The following is a 24341-nucleotide window of genomic DNA, read 5'->3' on the forward strand; positions in this document are numbered from 1 at the left end:
ATGGCCAAGGGGAACGTCAACCCGAACCCGTCGTCGAACCCGGGAGCGAACCCTCCCCCCTCGGCGCCGCCCACGAGCGGAACGGGCGGAGGCGGCCCCACCGGCAACACCGGTTTCTCCATGAACGACTCCTCGATGCAGGGGTTGCAGAACAAGGCGGGTGACCTGGGGTCCCGGCTGTCGAGCATCTCGTCCGGCCTGCGTGGCCTGAACTTCAGCGGCAACGCACTCGGCCCCATCGGCATGTTCGCGGTGCCGGCGCTCAACAACTCGAACGACAACGCCGTCTCGCAGGCGGACCGCGGTGCCAAGGCGTTCACTGACGTCCAGGCCAACCTCAAGGCCACGCACCAGACGTCCACGCAGGTCGACACGACCAACCAGAACAACATGAAGTCGATCGACCCGACGACCGGCGTGAAGAACACGCAGGGCGGCGGCGTCAACTCGACCGGCAAGGCCGGACCCGGCGGCGGCCAGGCCAGCAACGTCAGCAACACCCAGGGCGGCGGCGTCAACTCGACCGGCAAGGCCGGACCCGGCGGCGGCCAGGCCAGCAACGTCAGCAACACCCAGGGCGGCGGCGTCAACTCGACCGGCAAGGCCGGACCCGGCGGCGGTCAAGCCAGCAACGTCAGCAACACCCAGGGCGGCGGCGTCAACTCGACCGGCAAGGCCGGACCCGGCGGCGGCCAGGCCAGCAACGTCACCAACACCAAGGGCGGCGGCGTCAACTCGACCGGCGGTGGGAAGGGACCCGGCGGCGGCGCCGTCGGACCAGTGCCCACCGTTCAGGGCGGTGGCAACACGACTGCCGGCGGTGCCAAGGGCCCCGCGCCCTTCACCCCCACCGCACCCGGCTACACCGGCCCCGGCAACGCCGGTGGCAAGGGCGGCGGCGCGACTCCCGGCGTCAAGGGCCCCGGTGGTGGCGCTGTCGGCGCGGCCCCGAACATCAAGAATGGCGGCGGCAACGCGACCTCGGGCGTGAACACGTCCGGCGGACCCGCGGTCGGGGCGCCTCCCACCACCAGGGGCGGTGGCGGTGCCACGCCCGGCAGCCCCAAGGGTCCCGCGCCCTTCACCCCGACCGCACCCGGCTACACCGGTCCCGGCAACGCCGGCGGCAAGGGCGGCGGCGCCACTCCCGGCGTCAAGAGCCCGGCTGCCTTCACCCCGACCGCGCCCGGTTACACCGGTCCCGGCAACGCCGGCGGCAAGGGCGGCGGCGCGACTCCCGGCGTCAAGAGCCCTGCCCCCTTCACGCCCACCGCACCCGGCTACACCGGCCCCGGCAACGCCGGCGGCAAGGGCGGCGCGACCCCGGGCACGCCCGGCGGCGCGACGCCTCCCGGTGGCAAGGGCACGACCCCCGGCGGTGGCACGACTCCCGGCGGCGGCACGAACTCCGGTGGCGGCAAGGGCCCTGCGCCCTTCACGCCCTCGGCGCCCGGTTACAAGGATCCCGGCACCTCCGGTGGCGCGGCGGGCACCAAGCCCTCCACGTCCGCCCCCGGCCCGCAGAACGCCGTGACGTCGCCTTCGCGCGGCGGTGCGACGCCTCCGGGCATGGCGCCCGGCATGGCCCCGCCGATGGCGCCCGGCGCGACCCCCGGTGCGACCGGCGGCGACCGCGGCGGCAGCAAGTTCAGTCCTCCTGGCGGCGGTGCGAAGGGCGTGTTCGACGCGCCCAAGCCCCCGACCCCGGACAGCACCATCACCAAGGCCCCGCCGGCCACGACGCCCTCGACGCCCCCGCCCGCGCCGAAGCCCACGCCCGTCGTGCCGCCGGCCGGTGGCACGACGCCCGCCACCCCTGGCGGCGCCACCCCTGGCGGCGCCACTCCCGGCGGCACGCCTCCCGGTGGCACGCCTCCCGGTGGCGCCGCTCCTGGCGGTGCGCCGAAGCCGGGTGGGGTTCCCAGCGTCCCCGGTGTTCCCGCCACCCCGGCTCCGACGACGCCCGGCTCGCAGAGCGCCGTCACCTCGACCCCGCCGCAGAGCGCGGGCCCGCGCGGCGGTGCCGTGGCTCCCGGCATGACGCCGCCCGCCTCGGCCGCACCCGGCATGGCCCCGCCGATGGCACCGGGGGCGACCCCTGGTGCGACCGGCGGCGAACGCGGCGGCAGCAAGTTCACGCCCGCAGGCGGCGGTACGAAGGGCGTGTTCGACGCACCCAAGCCCCCGACCCCGGACAGCACCATCACCAAGGCCCCGCCGGCCACGACGCCCTCGACGCCGCCTCCGGCGCCGAAGCCGACGCCGCTGTCCCCGCCCCCGGCAGCCACCACTCCCCCGGCGGCCACCCCGAACACCGCGCCGCCGGCCCAGTCCCGCCCGAGCACGCCACCGGTGTCGACGCCGCCTCCCGCGGCGAACGTGCCGCCGCCGGCCCAGCCGCCCCGCGCCGACGCACCCCCGGCACAGACGCGCCCGGCACCCCCGGCCAACACCCCGTCCCCCACGCCGAACACCAACACGCCCCCGGCCAACCCGACCACCAACGCACCGTCGCCGCGCACGGACACCACACCGTCCGCGCAGCCGCCGCGCACCGACGCACCCCCGGCGCAGACGCGCCCGGCACCGCCGGTGAGCACCCCGCCGGTGAACACGCCGTCGCCCACGCCGAACACCAACACGCCCCCGGCCAACCCGACCACCAACGCACCGTCGCCGCGCACGGACACGACCCCGTCGGCTCAGCCGCCGCGCACCGACGCACCCCCGGCACAGACGCGCCCGGCACCGCCGGTGAACACCCCGCCGGTGAACACGCCGTCGCCCACGCCGAACACCAACACGCCTTCGGCCAACCCGACGACGAACACGCCGCCGTCCAACACACCCGCACCGAACCCGGCGACCAACGTCCCACCGGCGAACACCCCGGCTCCCCGTCCCGAGACGACGCCGTCCACACAGCCGCCGCGCGCCGACGCACCGCCCGCACAGACGCGCCCGGCACCGCCGGTCAGCGCACCGCCGGTCAACACGCCTCCGGTCAACACGCCCTCGCCCACGCCGAACGTCAACACGCCCTCGGCAAACCCGACGACGAACACTCCACCGGTCAACACCCCGCCGGCCAACACCCCGCCGCCGAACGCCGCGACGCCGCCCACGGCTGTGCCGTCGCCGCGCCCGGAGGCGAACGTCCCCCCGGCCAACACGCCGAACCCGAACACCCCCGCGCCGTCGCCGAGGCCCGAGGCCAACGTTCCCCCGGCGAACACCTCGCCGAACCCGAACCCGAACCCGAACCCCGCCCCCAGGCCCGAGACGAGCGTCCCGCCGGCGAACACGCCGTCGCCCACCCCGGCGACCAACGTGCCGCCCACCAACACGCCGTCGCCCGCCCCGGCGACGAACGTTCCGCCGGCGAACACGCCGGCGCCGAAGCCGGACACCGCCGTCCCCGCGGCGAACACGCCGAAGCCCGAGACCAGCGCTCCCCCGGTCCAGCCGAAGCCCACCCCGGACACGGCCACGCCGCCTCCCGCCCAGACGCGGCCGGCTCCCGCGCCTCCCACCGGCGCGGCGCCGAACCCGAACACCACGGCGAACCCCAACGCCACTCCCGACCTCGTCGTGGCGCCGGTCGTCACGCCCGCGCCGAACAGCCAGGGCCCGCGGCCCGGCAACAACCCAGGCAACAACCCTGGCAGCGACACGGACAGCGACACGGACAGCGACACCGAGTCGATGTACGACGACGCCGTCGAGTTCCAGACGGTCGAGCAGCGGGTGGACAGCTACCGGGCGCAGGACCCGAAGAACGACTCGGGCTACTGGCCTGACGCGAACGGCGACCTCAAGCACGGGCCGAACCCGCCGTCGGAGTTCGTCGGCATCAGGGTCGACGAGAACACCACCGTCGGCCTGACGCCGCACATGGTCAAGCAGTGGCTGGCGGACAACGGGGTCACCGTGCCGCCGCGCACCAGTGTCGAGGCGGCGATCCACCCACTGCTCTACGACGCCGGTCTGGGCGGCGGCAACCGCAAGCCCGAGGTCTACGGCGTCGACAACGCCGCGGACTTCCGCGCCGAGATGCAGGGCGTCGCGGCCGAGCAGAACATCCAGGCGCAGCAGAACGTGCTGAACGCGGTGAACGACCTCGCCACCGACATCACGAACAAGTACCCGCCGGAGCAGTTCAACTACGTCGGCCTGGGCCGCAGCCCGGCCGCCGTGGTCGCCGCGCTGCAGAACCAGGGTCACGACGCGGTGTCCATCCCGCTGTCGAACTTCCGGCCGCTGCCCTCCGACCCGAACTCGATCCTCGCCCCGGCGTACAACGGACCCGACGGCAAGCCCAAGACCGAGCCGCTGACCGACCAGCAGCAGGACATGCTCGACCAGCACTTCGACGAGTTCCTGGGCGACCTGCCTCCCGGCAAGGACGTGCTGCTGATCGACTACACGCAGGGCGGTCTGTCGCTGGTGTCGGCGCAGAGCGAGCTGCAGCAGCACATGGCCAACAACGGGTCGGACGCCCACGTGCAGGCGTTCGCGATCCACGAGGCGACCAACCGCAACGACATCAACAAGACGATCAACGCCGCCGCGCAGCCGGGGTCGAGGATCCAGGGCCTCTACGAGCAGTACATCGACGGCACCGGCCGCGCGGACGCCCGCCAGGACTTCCGGGACAGCATCGAGACCCACGAGATCTCCTTCAGGCACCCGCTGGGCGACGCGTTCCGCAACGAGGCCTTCGACGACTTCGCCGAGCACGGGTCGTACAAGATCCTCGACCAGAACCCGGACACGTTCCCGCAGGACCGCCCGCGCAGGGACCACGACGTCGAACCCGGCGTCACGCCGGCCTGGGACGTGCTGAAGGACGCCGTCGCGGAGAACAACCCCCAGCCGAAGCCGGACACCACCGCCAACGGCAGTGGAAACGACAAGGGCAACGACGACGGTCCCCCCGACTCGGGCAGCGGCAAGGACGACTCGAAGGACAGCGGCTCCAAGGGCAACGACCCCAGGGACGGCGGCAGCAGGGACGGCACTCGGCCCGCACCCTCGTCGCCCGGCGACACCGACGGCAACGACAAGGGCGGTTCGAGCAGGGACGGTTCGGGCAAGGACACCGGCGACCAGGGCGGCGGACGCGGGCGCGGTGAGGACGCACCGCCGCCGCCTCCGCCCGCGGACAACGACGCCGGCAACGACTCGAAGGACGACGGGGACAAGGACAGCGGCAACGGCGACAAGGACTCCGACGCCGCGACGGACGCCGACGCGGACACCGGAGTCGACCCGGAGGTCGTCGCCGAGATCAAGTCGCAGCTCGACGACCTGACCACGGACGCGATGGAGAACGCGAGCCCGAAGGCCATGGACGTCGAGGCCGCGCTCGAGAACAACCCCGGCAAGTTCGTCTACAACGAGGCAGGCCTCGACCTGCTGCGCTCGTCGGTCGTGCTCGACACGAGGACCGCGGAGATCTCCGCGATGATCGAGCAGCACGGCGCGGCGAACGTCGCGGAGGCGTTCCGCCAGCAGTTCAACCGCCCGATCATCGAGGGCACCCAGATCGAGGCGTTCAACGACCCGAAGAACGGCAAGCAGAACTTCGAGAGCTGGGCGCACAACCTCTGGGGCACGATCGACAACACGCCCAAGTTCGACAACGACCCAGACGCCCTCGCGTCGGAGATCTTCGACCACGAGAAGGGCTACAACCGGGCGACCAACTTCGCGCAGGACGCCGCCTTCCAGGCGATGATCAACCCGGACGGCCCGCAGCTGTCCACCGAGGTCGAGTCGAAGCCCGCGCCGGCCGCGGACCCGATGTCCCAGGGCACCTGGATGCTCGACGTCCTCGGCAACGCCGGGCTCGTCCCGAAGGGCCAGGCCGTCGGCACGGACACGTTCGTCGACGTCGTCTCGAACCCGGAGACCAAGCACACGCTGGAGACCGTCCTCGGCCCGATCAGCGACGCCAAGATCCAGGAGATCAAGAGCGAGCTGGCCGAGTGGGGCATGCTCACCGAGCCCGGCGTCGACGACTCCACGGACGTCCAGGCGGACACGAACACCGGCACCAACGCTCCGGGCACCGGCACTCCGGGCACCAGCCAGGACCCCCAGGGCAGCCGCGGCGCCCCGCCCGCGAACACCCCGCCGCCCGCTCCCCCGGCACCTCCCGCGCCGGCCCCGAAGACCGACGCGCCGCCGAAGATCAAGAGCGGTGGCGCGCCGCCCAAGCTGGACGCGCCGAACCACCAGGGCAAGGACGTCCTCGCCGACGAGTCGTGGCGGCACGACCCGGCGAAGACCGCGGACTGGTTCGCACCGAAGGACCCGGTCGACCCGAGCACGTGGGCCGACCGCAGGGCCGACGCGCACGTCGGCAAGGTCGACACCGAGGTCGCCGACGTCAAGACGAACAGCACCCCGTCGAACGTCGACTCCTACAAGGGCATCGTCAAGTACGACCTGCGCCGCATCGAGACCTCCCCTGGCAACTTCGTGCAGGAGTACACGGTCAGGATGCACCTCGATCCGGGTGCGAACACGGACGCGAAGGTCGTCGAGGACCTCAAGACCAAGGTCACCCAGGGCGTCGACTCGCTGCTGAACCAGGGCCACCGCATGCCCAGCGGCGACCAGTTCCACGTCAACGTCGAGTTCACCGACAACAAGGCCGACGCGCACGCCCAGGTCACGGTGGGCGACAGCAAGACGAACACCGACCAGGACAACTTCAACCCGAACGCGTCCCCCGAGGTCCTCGCCCACGAGACGCTGCACTACCTCGGCATCCCGGACGAGTACAAGGACACGTCGCGCGTCTTCCAGCAGCACGACACCAACTCCGGTGTGCACCAGAACGACGGCGGCATGATGGGCGCCGACGTCCTCGACAAGAGCAAGGACCCCGGTCTGCGGCCGCGGCACCTGTGGCTGATCGAGAACACCTCCCACAACCAGACCGTGGTGCACGACACCAGGCTGGACACGCCCAGCCCCGCCACGACGCCGCCGCCCGCCCCGAGCACGGACACGAACACCGGCACGGACACGAACGCCGACACCAAGGCCGCCCCGGACGCCGACACCAAGGCCGATCCGAAGTCCGACACCGACTCGCGGCCCGCACCGACGAAGCGCCCCCGTGAGGACGAGGGCGGCGTGAACGTCCCCGCGACCGACGAACGGACGACCAAGAAGCCGCACACCGAGGGCCAGGCGGAAGCAGGTCCGTCCACTGTGGACGGCGACACGGCGATGGAGGTCGACGACACCACCGACTCCCAGGTCGACGCGCTCGCCGAGCAGATGGGCAACATGCGGCTCGACCAGATCGACCCGAACACCAGGTACAACGACGCGTTCAAGAACCTGGGCGAAGGCAAGATCGACGTCCCCACCAGGGACACCTACCTCGGCAAGCTCAAGGACAGCGTCGAGAACAACAAGCCGCCGTCGTTCGTGGTCAACATGATCGTCGGCCACGGCTCGCTGAACAACCCCGACCCGAACAACCCCGACGCCGACATCAACAGCGTCATCGACGCGATCACCCAGGACGCGGGCAAGCACAAGGACAACATGGTCTTCGTCATCGGCGTCAACGGCAAAGCCGCTGACATCGATGCGATGAACGCGGCCATCAACGAGGCCAACTCGAAGATCGCCGGCCGGCCGGAGCCGATCGCGCTGGTGCCGCTGGAGGTGCCCGCCACGGGCAAGTTCCCGTTCGGCGACATGCGCAACCAGACCATGAGCAGTGACGCCAACAAGTTCGCGGTCGGCGCCATGGCGGGCAAGGACACCCACCCGTACCTGTCCATTCAGGACTTCGACACCGGTTCACGGCGTGTCGCGGACGGCAAGACCGACATCTTCAACCACGTCGCCAACTCGATGAACACCGACGCGGGCCCGGTGCGTCCGCTGATGTACACCGGCGGCTACCGCGTGGGCGACCCGCAGGCGCTGGTCAAGGACGTCGAGGCGCGCATCAAGAAACAGCGCGAGAACGACCTGCCCGAGCTCAAGGGCAAGAAGAAGACCAAGCTCGAGAAGGACCTCGCCAAGGCCGAGTTCCAGATCAAGCAGCCGGACTTCGCGCAGCGCTTCGAGCAGGCCATGAAGAACGACATGGATGCTCGCGTGCGGCAGGGCAACGCCAACCCGATGCTGCCCTACGGCCCTGAGCCGAACCTGTTCATCGACGCGGCCGTCCCGCTGGTCGACCCGAACGTGAAGTTCAGCAAGGGCGAGGCCGAGTACAACGGCCTCGGCAAGTCGATGAACGACTTCGCCGGCAAGGAACTCGGCGACATCCACAACAACGGGCTGGCCAAGCCGGAGTTCAACCAGGACCTCAAGGACGCCCGGTCCAAGCTCGTCGCCGACGTCAAGGCCGAGAACCGCCCGCCGACGCAGCACGAGATGGCGCAGTTCAAGCAGCTCACCGACGAGATCAACGCCAACGAGAACGCGGCGGCGGCGGACCCGGGAGTCAAGGACGCGGCCGCGCAGGACGTGGTCGACAGCGCCATCAACGTCGACAGCCAGACGAACCGCAACCCGTACCGCGGCGAGACGTTCAAGAACGACTTCGTCGACGGCGCGGTCGCGACCGACCTGTCCCGTCTCGCACTCGGGTTCGCGAAGACCGACGGCAAGTCCTGGCCGCAGTCGCACGTGGACATGAAGGGCGTCCCGAACCGGCTCTTCGGCGGCGACACCCCGAAGGCGTCGAAGGCGGCCAAGGCGGACGCGAGCCTCGCGTCGATCCGCAAGGAGTTCAGCGGCAAGCCCAACGCACAGCGCGAGGCCGCCCAGATCCACGGCACGCAGTTCGACCCCGAGACCGGCGGGACCAAGACGATCGGCACCGAGTGGAGCCCGACCGTCGAGGACGCGACGAAGCTCGGCTGGCAGGAGAAGAACACCCTCAACAAGGCGGTCTCCGCGCCTCTGCCCGGTGGCATCGGCTACCACGGCATCGACCCCCAGAGCACCTCTCCCGTTCCGGGCAGCGCCGGCACCGACGTCGAGATGCAGGACGCCGACGCCGACAACGACGCGGACGTCGACGAGGACGCCGACATCGACGACGACGCGAGCGACGTCGACGAGACCGCGGACAACACGACGCCGACCGAGGACGTCGACCCGGACACCAAGCACCACAAGATGGCCACGGCGCTCGACGCCGCCATGTCGGAGAACAACGCGAACGTGCAGCGCACGTTCGGCGCGTTGCAGCACCAGGTCCTGCCGATCGCGGGCAACCCTCGCCCGGACGGCATGTTCCAGGCCGTCCACGACGCGATGAGCCCGAAGCCGGCGCCCGGCAAGAGCAAGGCGACCGGCAAGGCCGCACCGCCGCCGCAGGACCTCCGCGGCAGGACGGCGGAGAAGGCCGCCACGGCGTCACCGGACATCACCGCCCAGATCGCGGAGTTCCGGCAGCAGCACGGCATCCAGAACGGCCACCTGGTCAACGCGTTCGCCGAGCCCGGCCCGACGCCGGCCGTCGACATCGACCCGAAGTACCGGCCGAACAGCGGCGAGGTGAAGGTCGACAACAGGGGCACGGAGGGCACGAAGCCCACCGCGGAGGAGCAGGCGAACGAGAAGGCCGCGACCGACGCGGCCAAGGTGGACGACAACAAGGTCGCCGCCAAGGCCGAGGAGCTCGCCGCACGCGTGCTCGCGACGGAGCTCAAGCGTCCTGTCGTGTTCCACCACCCCGACGGCACGTTCACGCAGCACGACCCGTTCGTCGAACGGCCGAAGCCCGCGACCTTGGCCAAGCCCGAACCCAAGGCGCCCAGGGCCGCGAAGCCGGGCCAGCCGATCCACCTCAAGGCGGAGCCCCAGCCGAACGGCAAGACGAAGTACAGCCCGCACGTGCCGCCGGCCCAGCCCGGCTCGTCGAAGAGCAGGCCCGCGCCGGTCGCCGACCGTCCGGTGGACACCGGCACGCGCCAGACCCGCCCGGCACCGCAGCCGGCCCCGCCTGCGAACACCAACGCCGACACCACCACCGGCACGAACCAGAACACCGGCACGGACACGCGTTCGGCCCCCGAGGCCGAGACCCGTCCCGCGCCGCCGAAGCCGACGCCGAACCCGGCCATCCCGATGACCACCACGGCGCCACAGCCGGTCGGCCAGGTCCCGGGCACGAACCTGCCGAGCTTCTTCCAGGACAACAAGGCGCTGGGCTCGATCACGCCGACCGAGGTGCGCGGCGCCGACGCGGTCGTGAACGAGGTCCAGGGCCTCAAGCCGGACGACCAGGCGCGCATCAAGAACGCGCTGCAGAACGACTTCGAGACGTTCCTCGACGGTGGCCGCAACTTCCAGGTGAAGATCGGCGGCACCTGGTTCGAGGCGAACGTCCGCGCCGAGATGCACGCGGACGCCACCACGACCGTGACCGACGCGGCCGACACCAAGGTGGACAAGAACTTCCAGGCCGCCGCGTCCACCGGCACCACGAACAGCGTCTCCACGTCCAACGACGTCGGCGCCTCGGCGACGGCCGGTGTCCCGATGGGCCCGTACGGCTCGCTGGGCGGCAAGGCGGCGCTCGCGACGCCCGCGGTCTCGCAGTCGACCAGCAACTCGATCACCGAGCAGCGCGCGATCAAGGGCTCGGACGACGGCTCCAAGAAGGTCGCCGTCCCGGTCTCCTACGAGATCACGCTGACCGACGCGCACGGCAACCCCAGGCCGTCCACCACGGTCGACGGCGGGGTCACGCTCCAGGTCCCGACGGACCTGACCAAGATCGTCGACTCCGGTAAGTCCTCGAACTCCGTCACCCCGGCCGACGCCGAGTGGGGCGCCAAGGTCGAGAACGCGGTGCCGGAAGCGGTGGTGGTCAAGGACTCCGGCAAGGCGTTCACCGACGTCGCGGCGAAGCTGCACCCGTCGATCACGAAGATCGGCTCGCCCGGCCGCGAGGCGCTGCAGAACTTCCTGGCGCCCACCTCGATCCGCAACAACCTGCCCGCGATGCTCGGCGGCTTCGTCACGTCGCCCGACCTGATCAGCCCGCACGCCAGCAAGGGCGGCGCGGTGCAGATGACCGCGACGCTCAAGGACGCGAAGCTGGTCGGCACGGCGGCCGAGGCCGCGCTGGACCTCAAGGACACCTCCGCCTGGGGCAGCAGTGTGTCCGCGACCACGAAGACCGGGTTCGACGTCACCGCCGGGTTCGGCGGCAACATCGGTGTGCCCGGCCAGGTCGGCGGCACGGTCGGTGCCACCGCGACCTACTCGACGCGCACCGCTGAGGGTGTGAGCGCCGGGTCGAGCAGCAGCCACAAGTCCGGTATCGGCGTGAAGTCCGAGACCGGCCTGTACGAGGTCACGGCCGAGGTCGAGGTCCGCACGCCGTCCGGTGACAGCGTGAAGATGGAGGTCACCACCCACATGCGCATGGGCCTCAACGAGGCCGGTGCGGTGGGTCTGCCCACGCCCGAGGGCACCAGGAACACCACGACCGACCCGGCCACCGCGGACAAGAAGTTCCTGCCGCCGTTCGTCGCCGACACGCTCGCCGCCGGCAACGCCAAGGTCGGCGAGTTCGCGCCCGCGACCAAGGTGCAGGGCCAGGTCGAGGGCAAGCTGCGGGAGCTGCCCGGCTTCGAGAAGTTCCTGCCGAACTGGAACAACCCGGACGCGAACCCGCGCAGCAGCAAGGGTCAGGGCTTCGCGGACGTCGCCGAGCAGCTCGCGAACCAGCGCAAGATCACCGCGACGCTGTCCCCCGCCGCGCTCAAGGCGAACATGGACAGCCTGCTCGGCCCGGGCGTCTCGGTGCAGCTGAAGAACTCCGGCAAGACGACGAACACCTACGTGAACGTCACGGTCAAGGCCAAGGTCAGCAACCCGAAGCACCTCGGCCAGGCCGACGCGCGTCCGGTCAGCGACTCGACGACGACCGGACCGAAGCTCGACGCCAACACCAGCACCACCAAGGGCTGGACCGGCGGGCTGCAGGGCAGGGCCAACATCCCGGTCAAGACCGGCGTCGCCTCGCTCACCCCGACGCCGCAGGCCGGCGTGTCCTACAGCCACTCGTGGACCGACAAGACCTCGGCCGGCCCGGCGGTGTCCAGCACGTCGTCCAACTCCGGCAGCCCGGACTCCCAGGTCTTCTCGAACGACGTGGAGTTCGAGGTCGAGATCACGACCTTCACCCGGCCCCGCACGTGGGTGCGCACCCTCGTGCCCGGCGCGCCCGGCTTCCACTCGCCCGAGGTGACGACGGTCGCCAAGACCGGCGCGGGCCTCGACAAGATCGACGGCAAGGTCAACCTGTGGGTGTCGGACGGCGCCACCCTGGACAACGACCCCGGGGACGGCTTCAAGCCCGGTGACCCCAAGCCCACGCAGCTCGAGAACTCCCCGACCGTCAAGGACCTGCTGAACCCGAAGGACGCCCGGCCGAAGTCGCCGGAGTTCCTCAACGTGGAGGCGGTCGCGAACACGACCGCGTTGCGGGACCAGGCGATCGACGCGCTCAACCGCGCCGCGAACGGCGACTCGGCGCTCACCGTGCCGGGCACCGCGTCGCGTGCCCAGATCGACAAGATGTTCTCCCCGGAGAACATCAAGGCGAACCTGCAGCGGCTCATCGAGACCGGTGTGCAGGAGCAGGGCCTCAAGTACGACCGGCGCGTCACCGACCGGTCCGGCGCCATCGGCATGTCGGTGAAGCTGGGCGAGGCGAAGCTGGTGTCCATTTCGGACACCACCGGCTCGGACAACTCGGTCAGCGGCGGCTACAAGGCCGGTGAGTCGTCCACGACCAGCAGGTCGGTCGACCTCACCGCCGGCATCAACGTGCCGGTGCGCCCGAACGTCACCCCGCCGCCCGCCGGCACCCCGACGAACCCGAGCGGGTCCGGCGGCGCCGCGGTCACCGGCAAGATCACGCCGTGGTCGGACAGCAAGACCACGTCGAACGAGATCGGCGGCACCGTCGACCGCGGCCGCACCACGCCCGGCGAGGCGCGGACCGTGCTGGTCCAGATCGACGCCGAGTTCACCATCGTCGGTGAGAGCCGCGCCGGGAACTTCCTGCACGGCGGCACGCCGAACGCCGAGGGCGTCACGGTGGACATGCCGAAGTCGGTGTTCGTGCGGGTGTCCGAGGACGTCGCGCGCGAACTGGGCGCGCTGCCCAAGGTCGAGTCCAGTGTGCCGAAGCCGGACTTCCCGAAGATGGCGCCGCCGTCGACCGTGGCGGACAACGAGCCCGGTGCTCTCGGTCTGTCCAACGTGGAGTCGGTGCCGAACCTCTCCGGTGTGGTCAACGACCTCACCACTGAACTGTCCTCGAAGACCAAGAAGTTCGGCAGCGACGCGCTGATCCCGGACTCGGTCCTCAAGGACTCGATGAGCAACCTGCAGCGCATCGTCGACCTCAACTCGCCGGCCAGCGTCAAGGCGATGATCGACAGCGCGCTCGACGGCGGTGTGCCGCTGCTGGTGCACCAGCCCGGCACGTTCGGCAAGGACTCCTACCAGGTCACGTTGCGGGCCAAGGCGGGCACGCCGCAGTTCGACCAGGTCGTCAACGACGGCGTGGACATGTCGCACAACGCCGGCGGCTCCCGCAAGGACAGCGACGGAGTGGGTCGCGGCACCGGCTGGGGCGTCGGCGTGCGCGCACCGGGCCTGGCCTCGCCGGGCAGCGCGAACCCGAAGGTCTCGGGCACCGCGGGTGTCAGCGTGGGCGCGAACGTCGGTGCCTCCACGAGCAGTTCGATCACGAACTCGACGAGCGAGTCGTTCAGCCACACCCGCACGGCGAGCGGACCGGCGGCGCAGTACACCGTGCCGGTCGAGTTCGAGCTCGTCGTCGAAAAGGGCGACAAGGAGATCGCGAAGGCCGAGAGCGGCCCGCAGGAGATGAAGGTCCGCACGCACGCGGACAACCAGAAGGTCTCCCAGCCGACCACCGGTCATGGGAATCCGCAGCCCTACATGTCCGCGGCCAGCAAGCGCAGCAGCGATCACGGCACCCCGGCCGCGACGACCGCGTTCCAGGCCGACACCCGCGCCTCGCAGCTGCCGTCCACCGCGTCGGTGGAGAACCTGCGCGGTGCCAAGGACCTGCGCGACGCCGCGGTGAAGGCGATGACCGAGGCGGGCGCGGGCAAGGGCCTGACCGGCAAGGGCACGGGCTCGCTCAACAGCCTGTTCTCCACGCTGAGCCCGGAGAACCTGCAGCCGCACCTGCCTTCGATGCTGTCCGGCCCGCTCGACGTGCCGGGCCTCAAGGAAGCGGCGCTGACGTTCGGGCAGGACGCCGACGTCAAGGTCTACGCGAAGCTGGTCAACCCGCAGCTCGGGTCGCTCAGCGACGACGTCAAGATCGAGAACCCGCTCGTCACGAAGACCTCCGAGACCTCCAGCGAGGCCAAGGTCGCCGACAGCGCCGACGTGTCCGTCGGTCTCGCGCAGGGCAGCGCCGCGATCAAGCAGGGCGCCCCGACCGACACCGTCAACTTCGGCACCGGCGGCGTGGAGCTGCGGCACGCGAACGAGGACTCCTCCGCGGTGTCCGGCGGTCCGTCTCAGGCCCAGGGCGCCAACGTCAAGCCCAAGGACGCGTCCCGCACCGGTCTCGTGCAGTTCGACGTCGAGTACCGCGTGGTCGCGACGATCGGTGGCAAGACCGGTGTCGTCGACCTGACGGTGCCCGGTTCGGCCGGGGTGCGCATGCCCGCCGCCGAGGTCGAGACGATGCTGAACCAGCAGTTCAGCGACTCGCTCAAGGACGCGCAGGCCGACGTCAAGAAGACGGCCGACGACTGGCGCGAGGCCGAGAAGAACGTCGAGAAGGCCCGTCACGACGCTCAGGACAGGATCAACGAGGCCGCGGCCGTGCTGGCGCGGACCGACCAGCCGCTGGCCGCGGCGTCGGTGGACCTGAACACGGCGATCGACGCGCACCTCGACGCCGAGGCCAAGGTCATCCCTCTGCAGACGGCGTTCGACAACGCGATCAGGGACGCGGCGAGCACCCGCGCCACGATCAAGGACATCAACGCCCACGTCACGTCGTTGAGCCAGGACGCCCAGGTGTCCACCAACGCGCTCGAGGACGCACGGGCCAACGGTGCGCCCCAAGCCGAGATCGACCGGCTCACGCAGGAGGCCGACGCGGCGCACACCGCGTTGACCGACGCCCAGCAGCAAGTCGATGACGCGCGCGCACAGCTCGACCTCGACCGGCAGGCAGCGGCCGACGCCCGCACCGAACTGCAGGCGCAGAAGCAGGTCGCCGCCGAGGCGGACGCCGCCCGCACCGCCGCGGAGGACGCCCGCCAGAAGATCGTGGCCGAGCAGACCGCGGCCGAGAAGGCCATCAAGGACGCGGAGACCAAGCTCGACGAGGCCCGGCGCGACGCCGACGCCAAGCAGCAGAAGTGGTGGGACGCCAAGGCCAAGGTGGACCACGAGGTCGACTCGTTCAACACCACCCCGCAGACCCCACCCGCGCCTCCTGCGGACACCACGACCACCACCGCGGACACCGACTCGCCGTCGCTGCCGCCGCAGGACTCGTCCGTCGCGGAGACCAGCCGCAGCGGGGCCGAGACGAGCTCGTCGCGTCCCGCTCCCGCGAACGCCGGCACCCAGGCCGACACCAGGAGCGACGCGCCGCCGAAGAAGGTCCGCGCGGGCGGTGCGCCGCCCGCGATGGTCCCGCCGACCCCGGAGTCCCACCGGGGCAAGGACGTCATCACCGACGAGTCGTGGCGGCACGACCCCGCCAAGACCGCCGACTGGTTCGCCCCGGCCGATCCCGTGGACCCGGCAACGTGGGCCGACCGCCGTGACGGTGCGAACGTCCGCACCGTCGACGTCGTCGTGCACGACATCCGCACCGACAGCACGCCGTCGAACCTGAAGTCCTACAAGGGACTCATCAACTACGACCTGCGGCGCATCGAGACGAGCCCCGGCAACTTCGTGCAGGAGTACACCGTCAAGGTGCACATCGACCCTGCCGCGAAGGTGCACCCGGAGGTCGTCGCGCAGGTCAAGGAGAACGCCGCCAAGGGCGTGAACGACCTGCTGAACCAGGGCCACCGGCTGCCCAGCGGTGACCAGTTCCACCTGAACCTCGAGTTCACCGACAACAAGGCCGACGCCCACACCAGCATCAAGGTCGACCCGAAGAACCCCAACGTCGACCAGACGCACTGGAACCCGAACACCAGCCCCGAGGTCCTCGCCCACGAGACGCTGCACTACCTCGGCATCCCGGACGAGTACAGCGACAAGTCGCGGGTGTTCCAGCAGCACGACACGAACTCGGGCGTGCACAAGGACGACGGCGGCATGATGGGCGCCGACGTCCACGGCAAGGAGCCGGGTCTGCGGCCGCGCCACCTGTGGCTGGTCGAGCGCACGGCCAACAGCCAGGTCATGGTGCCCGACACCAGGCTGGACGCCCCCGGCCCGGCCACCGCACAGCCGAGCGGCACCCCGGGCACCACGCCCGACGGCGACACCCGGCCCCAGCCGAAGCGCGTCGAGCGGCCGGTGGACAGCGACAGCGAGCTCAGCGACCTCGACAGCGACACCGAGCAGGACACCGAGCCGCAGGGCAAGAGGACGAAGTACGACGGTCCCGACTTCGACCCGAACAACGTCGCGGGTCCGTCCTCGGCGGACGTCGAGAACCTGACCGCGCGGCTCGACGAGCTGTCGCTCGGCGAGGTCGACTTCCAGTACAACCAGGCGTTCGCGAAGCTCGCGGAGCACGCCGTGCCGCTGCCCAGCAGGCAGGAGCACATCGGCAAGCTCAAGCAGAGCATCGACGCGGAGAAGCCGCCGTCGTTCGTCGTCAACATGATCGTCGGCCACGGCCAGCTGAACGACCCGGTCAACGGCATCGACCAGGTCATCGAGTCGATCACCAAGGACGCCGGCGACCTCAAGCAGAACATGGTGTTCGTGGTCGGCGTGAACGGCAAGCCCGCCGACAACGCCGCCGTCGAGCAGGCCATCGCGGACGCCAACGCCAAGATCGCCGGTCGCACGGAGCCGATCGCGCTGGTGCAGCTGCCGCCCGCGCCGTCGGCACCGAAGGCCAAGTTCCCGTACGGGGACATGCGCAACAACACGATGAACAGCACCGCCAACAAGTTCGCCGTCGGCGCGATGCTCGGCAAGGACACGCACCCGTACATCTCGATCCAGGACTTCGACACCGGCTCACGTCTCGTGACCGGCAACGAGAAGGACGTCTTCAACCACTTCACCGAGTCGATGACCTCTCCGGAGATCGGCCCGATCCGCCCCCTGATGTACGCGGGCGGCTACCGGGTCGGTGACGTCGCGAACCTCAAGCCCGAGGTGGAGAAGCGGATCGTCAAGGAGGGCAAGGCCCTCGACGCCGAGCAGAAGAAGCTGAACGGCGACCGGGCCAAGGTCGACAGCGGCAAGCACAAGCTCACCGGCGAGAAGCTCCAGAAGGCCCAGGAGTCACTCGACAAGCGGCAGTCCGACATCGACAAGAAGCGCACCGAGCTCGAGACGGCCAAGACGGAGCTCGCCAAGCCCGACTTCGTCGAGAAGTTCGAGCAGGCGATCCGCGACGACATGGACGCGCGGGTCCGGCAGGCCGCCGTGAACCCGTTGCTGCCGTACTCCCCCGAGCCGAACCTGTTCGTCGACGCCGTCGTCCCGCTGATCGACCCCAGCGTGAAGTTCAGCAAGGAGGACGCGGAGTTCAACGGCCTCGGCAAGTCGATGAACCAGTTCGCGGCCAACGAGATCTTCGAGATCCACGCGGCCCAGTCCGTCGCGCAGCCCGACAAGGCCACCCGCATCGCCGACATCCAGTCCGGTGCCGCGGTCGACGGCGCGAACAACCGCAACCCGTTCCGCGGTGAGAACTTCTCGAACGACTTCGTGGGCGGGGCGGTGGGGACCGACCTGTCCCGCATCGCGCTCGGCTTCGCCAAGGACAAGGGCACCTCCTGGCCCCAGTCGCACGTCGACCTCGGCACCGTCCCGAACCGGTTCTTCGGCGGCGAGACCAGCGTCGAGGCGAAGGCGGCCAAGGAGGGCACCTCCCCCACGACGATCCGCAGGGAGTTCCAGGACAAGGCGCACGCGCAGCGCGAGCCCGAGCAGGTCACGCGGCACACCTATGTCCCGAACCCGGACACGGGCCGCCAGACGCACCAGTCCTCCCAGGGTGGCTGGACGCCGAGCGACGGAGACGCGCGCAAGCTCGGCTGGCAGGACAAGAACACGCTCAACCAGGCGATCTCGGCCGACATCAAGCTGGGCGCCGGTCAGTCGGGCATCGACGCGGGACTGCCTCCGAAGGCCCCGGCGGCCACCGCCGGCCCGTCCAAGGCCACGGGCGGCAGGAAGGGCAAGGCACCCGCACTCTCGCCCGAGGAGAAGAAGGCCAAGGCGGCGCTGAAGAAGGCGGAGAAGGCGGCCAAGGAAGCCGCGCTGCCGCCGATCGACGCCAAGACCAAGCAGCAGAAGATGGCCGCGATGGTCGGCCTGGCGTTGTCGGACAACAACAGCAACGTCACGCGCACGTTCGGCATGCTGGAGCACGGCGTCCTGCCCTACGCGGGGGCACCGCGCCCGAACGGCCTGTTCGACGCGGCGCAGCGGGCGCTGGCCTCGGAGGGCGACGTCCAGACGGCGAGCGACCTGCGCCGGCAGACGATCGACCAGGGCGCGGCCGCGTCCACCGACGTCACCACGAAGATCGCGCGGTACCGGCAGCAGCACGGCCTGGAGAACGGCCACCTGGTCAACGCGTTCGTCGAACCCGGCCCCACGCCCCAGACCCGCATCCCGGACAGCTTCAAGCCCCAGGACGGCAACACCCACGTCCCGGTCGACAACACGGGCACGCCCGGTGCCGAACTGGACGCGCAGGAGCGCGCGAAGCAGGACCAGGCCGACGCGAAGGCGAAGGCCGAGGACAACGTCAAGGCCCGTGCGGCGGAGGACCTGGCCGGCCACCTGCTGGCCACCCAGCTCGACCGGCCGGTGGTCATCCACCGTCCCGGCGAGGCGCCGGCGACCCTGCAGCCGTTCACCGGCGACTCGTCCGCGCCCGAGCTGCACCTGAAGGCCGAGCCGAACCCGAACGGCAAGTCGACCTTCGCGCCGCACGACCCGGACGCGATGGACGTCGACGACTCGCCGACCCGGCAGGCGCCGCCGTCCACCCAGGACGCCCCGGCGTGGACCGAGCCCGAGTCCGACGTGCAGACGCGGCCCGCGCCGCCGTCCTCCACGCCGAACCCCGTCATCCCGATGACCGTGATCGCGCCGCAGGGCGTCGGCCAGGTCATGCCGGGCACGCAGGCACTGCCGGACTTCTTCCAGACCAACAAGGCGCTGGGCACGATCGCCCCGACGGACGTCCGCGGCGCCGAGAACGTCACGGGTGCCATCGACAACCTGAAGCCCGCCGATGCCGCCCGCATCCAGCAGGCGATCAAGGGTGACTTCGAGTCGTTCCTGGACAAGGGCCGCAACTTCCAGGTCAAGATCGGCAACACCTGGTACGAGGCGAACATCCGCGCCACCATGCAGGCGCAGACGGACGTCGCCCCGGTCGTCGCGCCGGGCGTCAAGGTCGACGCGACCGCCCAGTCGGGCAACTCGTCCTCGGCCACGCACACCGTCGCCACCGCCAACGACATCGGCGGCGCGGCCACGGCCAGCAACGGGTTCGGCGCGTACGGCTCGCTCGGCGGCAAGGCGCAGTTCGCCACCCCGGCGCAGTCGCAGGGCATGTCGTCGTCGCTCACCGACCAGCGGATCATCCGCGCCGGCGAGGGGTCGACGCAGGCCACCGTGAACGTCACCTACGACATCACGCTGGCCGACCCCAGCGGTGGGATCAGGCCCGTCGCCTCGGTCAGCACCGGCACCGAGGTGACGCTGCAGATCCCGAACGACCTCGCCACGATCACCAACTCGGGCAACACCTCCGCCGAGGTCACGCCGCCGGGTGCCCAGTGGGGCACCAAGCTCGAGCACCCCGCCCCCGAGGCGGTGTCGGTCGACAACCCCGCGAAGGCGTTCACCGAGGTGGCGCGCGAGCTCCACCCGTCGATCGTCAAGATCGGCTCGCCCGGCCGCGAGGCGCTGCAGAACTTCCTGAGCCCCACCGAGATCCGCAACAACCTCGGTGCGATGCTCGGTGGCGCCTACGTGACGTCACCGGACCTGATCAGCCCGCACGCCAGCAAGGGCGCCGCGGTGCAGATGAAGGCCACGCTGCAGACCGCGCAGCTCGTCGGCACCCTCGGCACCGGCCAGCTCCGCCTGCACGAGACCTCCGCGCACAGCAGTGGTGTGTCCTCGACGACCAAGTCCGGTGGCGACATCACCGCCGGGGTCGGCTTCAACGCCGGCCTGCCGAACGTGGTGGGCGGCCAGGCCGGCGTCACGGCCGGCTACTCCGCGCGCACCGCGGAGAACGTCAACGCGGGCATCAACACCGCGCACAAGAGCGGTATCCAGCTCAAGGGCGACACGGGCCTGTACAAGGTGACCGCCGAGGTCGAGGTCCGCACGCCGAGCGGCAAGACCGTCAAGGTCCCCGTCACGACGTACCTGCGCGTCGGCCTGCCCGAGGCGGGTCAGATGGGCCTGCCGACGCCGGACGGCACGCGCGCCAAGATCGTCGACGAGTCGAACAAGGGCACGAAGTTCCCGCCGCCCTACATGGGTGACGCGATCGCCGCGGGCAACGCCAAGGTCGGCGAGTTCGAGGTCGCCTCGGAGGTCCAGACGCAGGTCGAGGACGCCCTGCGGGACGTTCCCGGTCTCGCGAAGTTCCTGCCGAACTGGAACGACACCACCGCGAACCCGCGCAGCAGCAAGGGCAAGAACTTCGCCGACGTCGCCGAGCAGCTCGCGAACCAGCGCAGGCTCACCTCGCAGCTGTCCCCCGCGGCGTTGCGGACCAACATGGACAGCCTCATGGGTCCCGGCGTCCAGGTGCAGCTGAAGAACAGCAGCAAGTCCACCAACACCTACGTCAACATCACGGTCAAGGCCAAGGTCTCCGACCCGAAGCACCTCGGTCAGGCCGACGCGCGCAACGTCCGCGACGCGTCGTCGACCGGCCCGAAGCTCGACAGCTCCTCCAGCACCACCAAGGGCTGGAGCGGCGGCATCGAGGGCAAGGTCGCGATCCCCGGCCAGACCAGCGTCGCCAAGCTGACGCCGACCCCGCAGGCGGGCGTCAAGTACAACCACTCGTGGACCGACAAGACCACCGCCGGTCCCACGGTCAACAGCACCTCGCTCAGCGTCGGCAGCCCGAACGCCCAGGTGTTCCGCGGTGACGTCGAGTTCGAGGTCGAGATCACCACGTTCACCCGGCCGCGCGCCTGGGTGCGGCGCATCGTGCCCGGCGCTCCCGGTTACCACGCGCCGGAGCAGACCACGGTCGCGAAGACCGGCGACGGCAAGCTCGCCCCCATCAAGGGCGAGGTCAACCTCTGGGTGTCCGACAGCTCCACCCTGGACGCCAACCCCGGCAAGGGTTTCGAGCCCGGCAAGCCGGAGCTGAGGACGTTGGAGGACGCGCCGACGGTCAAGAAGCTCCTCAGCACCAGGACCGGGGAGAAGGCACCGGACTTCCTGCACGTGGAGGCCGTGGCGAACACGACGGCGCTGCGGGACCAGGCCATCGACGCGCTCAACCGCGCGGCGGGCGGCGACTCGGCGCTCACCGTGCCGGGCACCGCGTCCCGGGCGCAGATCGACAAGCTGTTCTCCCCGGAGAACATCAAGGCGAACCTGCGCACGCTGACCGAGACCGGCATCCAGGAGCAGGGCCTCAAGTACGACCGGCGAGTCACCGACCGGACCGGCGCGATCGGCGTGAAGTTCGGGCTGAGCAACCCGAAGATCGTGTCGATCTCGGACAACACCGCCACCGAGAACGCCAGCACCGGTGGGTACAAGGCGGCGCAGTCGTCGTCCACCGGCAGGGCGGTCGACCTCACCGGCGGCATCAACGTGCCGATCAAGCCGAACGACCCCGCCCCGCCCGCCGGTGAGCCCACGCCCGCCAGCGGTGCCGGTGGCGTCGCGGTGGCCGGCAAGATCACGCCGTGGTCCGACTCGAAGTCGTCGGGCAAGGAGGTCGGCGGCAGCCACGACCGCAACCACGTGACGCCCGCGGGCGGCCGCACCGTGCTGGTGCAGCTCGACGCCGACGTCACCGTGGTCGGCGAGAGCCGGGCGGCGAACTTCCTGCGCGGCAGCACGCCCAGGTCCGAGGGCGCCACCGTGACCCTGCCGAACTCCGTGTTCGTGCGGGTCACCGAGGACGTCGCGCGGGACATGGGCCTGTTGCCCGACGTGCAGCCGCACGTCGACAAGCCGGACTTCCCGGAGATGGCGCCGCCGGCGACGGTGGCGAAGGACGAGCCGGGCGCGCTCGGTCTGTCCACCGTGGAGAGCGTGCCGGACCTGACGGATGTGGTCGCCAAGCTGTCTGAGCAGGTCAACTCGAAGACGACGAAGCGCTTCGGCGGTTCACTGCTGCCGGACTCGGTGCTCGACGACTCGATGAGCAACCTGCAGCGCCTGGTCGACTTCAGCTCGCCGGCCAGCGTCAAGGCGATGATCGACAGCGCGCTGGACGGCGGTGTGCCGCTGCTGGTGCACCAGCCCGGCACGTTCGGCAAGGACTCCTATCAGGTCACGTTGCGGGCCAAGGCGGAGACGCCGAAGTTCCAGAACGTCGTCAACGACGGCGTCGAGATGGAATCGACGATCGCCGGCTCGCACAAGGTCACCGACGGCCAGGGCCGCGGCACCGGCTGGGCGCTCGGGCTGAAGGCGCCGGGGCTCGCCGCGCCGGGCAGCGCGAACCCGAACGTCTCCGGCACCGCCGGCGTGGCGGCCGCGGCGAACATCGGCCAGTCGACCAGCAGTTCCGTCAGCACCTCGACGACCGACCAGTTCGCGAGCTTCCGCGCGGGCAGCGGACCGGCGGCGCGCTACACCGTGCCGGTCGAGTTCGAGCTCGTCGTCGAAAAGGGCGACAAGGAGATCGCGAAGGCCAAGAGCGGCCCGCAGGAGATGACCGTCCGCCTGCACGCGGACAACCAGAAGGTCGGCGCGACCGCTCCGCAGCCCTACACCAAGGACCAGCAGTCGCGTGGCGCCGACCAGGGCACCGCGCAGGCCGTCACGCAGTGGCGCCAGGGCAGCACCCCCGCGCTCCCGGCGGGCGCGTCGGTGGAGAACCTGCGCGGCACCCAGGACCTGCGCGCGGCGGCGATCGACGCGCTCAGGGAGGCGGGCGCCGGGAAGGGCCTGACCGGCAAGGGCACGGGCTCGCTCAACAGCCTGCTGTCCACGCTGAGCCCGGAGAACCTGCAGCCGCACCTGCCGTCGATGCTGTCCGGCCCGCTGAGCGTGCCGGGCCTGCACGAGGCCGCGCTGACGTTCGGGCAGGACGCGGACGTCAAGGTCTACGCCAAGCTGGTCGCCCCGTCGCTGAACTCGCTCAGCGACGGTGTGGCGCTGGAGAACCCGAAGTCGCAGGTCACCTCGACCAGCACCGACTCGAAGGTCACCGAGAGCGGTGACGTGTCCGTCGGTCTCGCGACCGGTGGCGCGGGCATCAAGCAGAACACCGACCCGCGCGACAACGTCGCGGTCGCGACGAGCGGCGTCGAGCTGCGGCACTCCGCCGAGGACTCCACGGCGAACTCCGGCGGCCAGACCGACAACAAGGTCAACAACCTCAAGCCGAAGGCCACGACCGGCCTGGTGCAGTTCGGCGTCGAGTACCGCGTGGTCGCCACGATCGGCGGCAGGACCGCCGTCGTCGACCTGTCCGTGCCGAACTCGGCCGCGGTCCGCATGCCCGTCGCGGACGCGCAGACCGTGCTGGGCAAGGACCTCAGCCCCGAGCTGGCGGCCGCCCAGGCCGAGGTCAAGTCCGCCGCGGACGCCTGGCGCACCGCGGAGGTCGACGTCGACACCCGGCGGCACGAGGCGCAGCAGGTGATCAACACCTCGGCCGCGGCGCTCGCCAGGAACGACTTCGCCTTCACCCCGGCCCAGATCGACTACAACAACGCGATCGAGGCGCACCTCACCGAGCAGGCGACGCTCGCGGAGCTGGAGGCCAAGGCGGAGACCGCCCGGCTGGAGGCCGCGCGCACGCTCGACGCCATCAACGAGCTGTCCCCCGAGGTCGGTGGCCTCGGGGCGCTCGCGATGACCGCGCAGTTCGAACTGGACGACGCGAAGTCGAACGTCGAGGCCAAGGCGAAGACGGTGCGAGGGCTGGAGGAACGGCTCGCCGC

General features: G+C 70.7%; 1 protein-coding gene (cut by a window edge). It reads left to right on the forward strand.

The window, feature by feature from the left end; all coding sequences use genetic code 11:
* Positions 1-24341, forward strand: the 5' portion of a protein-coding gene (locus tag DFR72_RS03535) for a hypothetical protein (RefSeq protein ID WP_090064060.1). 5809 nt of this gene lie beyond the right edge of the window; 24341 of the gene's 30150 nt are visible here — the first part of the coding sequence; it begins with the start codon at positions 1-3; its stop codon lies beyond the right edge, outside the window.

Source organism: Lentzea flaviverrucosa, from assembly GCF_003350445.1.
In the GTDB taxonomy this organism is placed as follows: Bacteria; Actinomycetota; Actinomycetes; order Mycobacteriales; family Pseudonocardiaceae; genus Lentzea; species Lentzea californiensis.